Origin of the sequence: Brasilonema sp. UFV-L1, from assembly GCF_012912105.1 — a bacterium.
Taxonomy (GTDB): Bacteria; Cyanobacteriota; Cyanobacteriia; order Cyanobacteriales; family Nostocaceae; genus Brasilonema.
The window spans coordinates 1-1,551 of record NZ_QMEA01000289.1 but is presented as its reverse complement, the minus strand read 5'-3'; the positions used below and the strand labels follow the sequence as shown (position 1 = coordinate 1,551).

At 47.1% G+C, this 1,551-nt stretch carries 2 protein-coding genes; both read right to left on the bottom strand.

Annotated features, from left to right (window positions below; all coding sequences use genetic code 11):
• Positions 1-245, bottom strand: a 245-nt coding sequence (locus DP117_RS34185; RefSeq protein ID WP_169222582.1) for a DUF2283 domain-containing protein, incomplete at its 3' end; no start/stop codon positions are given.
• Positions 246-325: 80 nt separating this feature from the next.
• A partial coding sequence (locus DP117_RS34180) for a response regulator (RefSeq protein ID WP_169222581.1) occupies positions 326-1,551 on the bottom strand: 1,226 nt, incomplete at its 5' end.

Below are 1,551 nucleotides of genomic sequence, written 5' to 3'. Positions count from 1 at the left end.
TCATGGGGCGATTTTTCCGGAGGCACCGCAGTTTTTCTAGGTAAAAGCCCAACCCTAATCGATGAGGTTAACTGTTGCCACTCGCTAATTTTATGGGAAGCGTTGAGAATTTCTACACCAATCACATTGCCTTCTTGGTCGTAGTCAAGAATGACTCCGGGCTGCTCTTCGTCGCTTTCTTCAATTGGTGCATCCGACCAACGAATCCGTAGAATATCTTGCTCAGTGTCGTATTTGGCTTGCATATTCTTTACCGAAGATATTTATTGATTTTGCTAGTTCTATAGATAGCTGAAAATCCATTGTCTTTTGCCATATTCCCCTGTCAAACTAACGGCAGCTTGACGGTAAACGTTGCACCGCGTCCTTCTCCATCGCTCGCTGCCTCAATTGTACCTCCGTGAAGTTCTACGAGTTGACGAGCGATCGCCAGTCCCAGCCCTAACCCCCCAGGCAAATGCCTACTAGGGACTTCAGCTTGAGTAAAGCGCTCAAAGACATGGGGCAGAAAATCAGCACTTATCCCGATACCTGTGTCTTTAACCTGGATAGTAGCCCAAGAGTCAACAGTATCGAGCCGAACTTCTACTATTCCCCCCGAGTAAGTAAATTTGATGGCATTCTCAAGCAACTTTGTGACAATTTGCTGCAAGCGGATTGAGTCGCCTAAAACCGAAATATCTTTTTGTAGAGACGTTGCATGCAACGGAGCCACTTGCGTGTGCGGGTTTCCCGCGTTGAGCGATGTGGCGTTCTCTACATGTAACGTCTGTGCATGCAACGTTTCTACAATATGAATACCCTTAGCCTTAGCATTAGGCTTGATTGTATTAATAACTTCTTCAATTATAGGAGTCAGTTTAACTGGCTTTTGATCCAAGCAGACTTTACCTGAGATAATAGTTGAGATATCCAGCAAATTCTCAATAAGCTTTGCCTGGTTCTTAGCACTGCGCTCAATTGTGTCTAAGGCTCGTATTGCAGTCGCCCGATCAACCTGGTTTGAACGTAGTAAGCGAGTCCAGCCAAGGATAGAAACCAAGGGAGTATGCAGTTCGTGCGTAACCGTTGCTAAAAATTCATCCTTCATGCGATTGGAGGATAGCTCTTGGCGCAAACGCGACAAAAGCAAGTGAGAATGAACGCGAGTTACCAATTCACGAGCAGAGAAGGGCTTAATTAGGTAGTCATCAGCCCCCGCTTGCAGTCCTTCGATTGCCGCTTCTTCCCCTGCACGAGCCGACAGCAGAATAATAGGTATTCCTTTTGTTTGTGGGTTAGTACGTAATGCACTCAGCAATTGAAAACCGTCCATTTCTGGCATCATGACATCAGTCAGCACCAAATCTGGCGGTTGCTCACCGATAGCAGCTAGTGCAGCAGCTCCATTGTTCGCAGCTTTAACATGCCAGTGCTTCGAGAGCAGACGCGTCAGGTAATCTCGCATATCGGCATTATCATCGACAAGGAGGACGCGGGCAGAAGAAGGAGTGGGAGAGTGGGAGAGTGGGAGAGTGGGGAATTGGAAATATTTCTCCCCCTCCCCTTGTC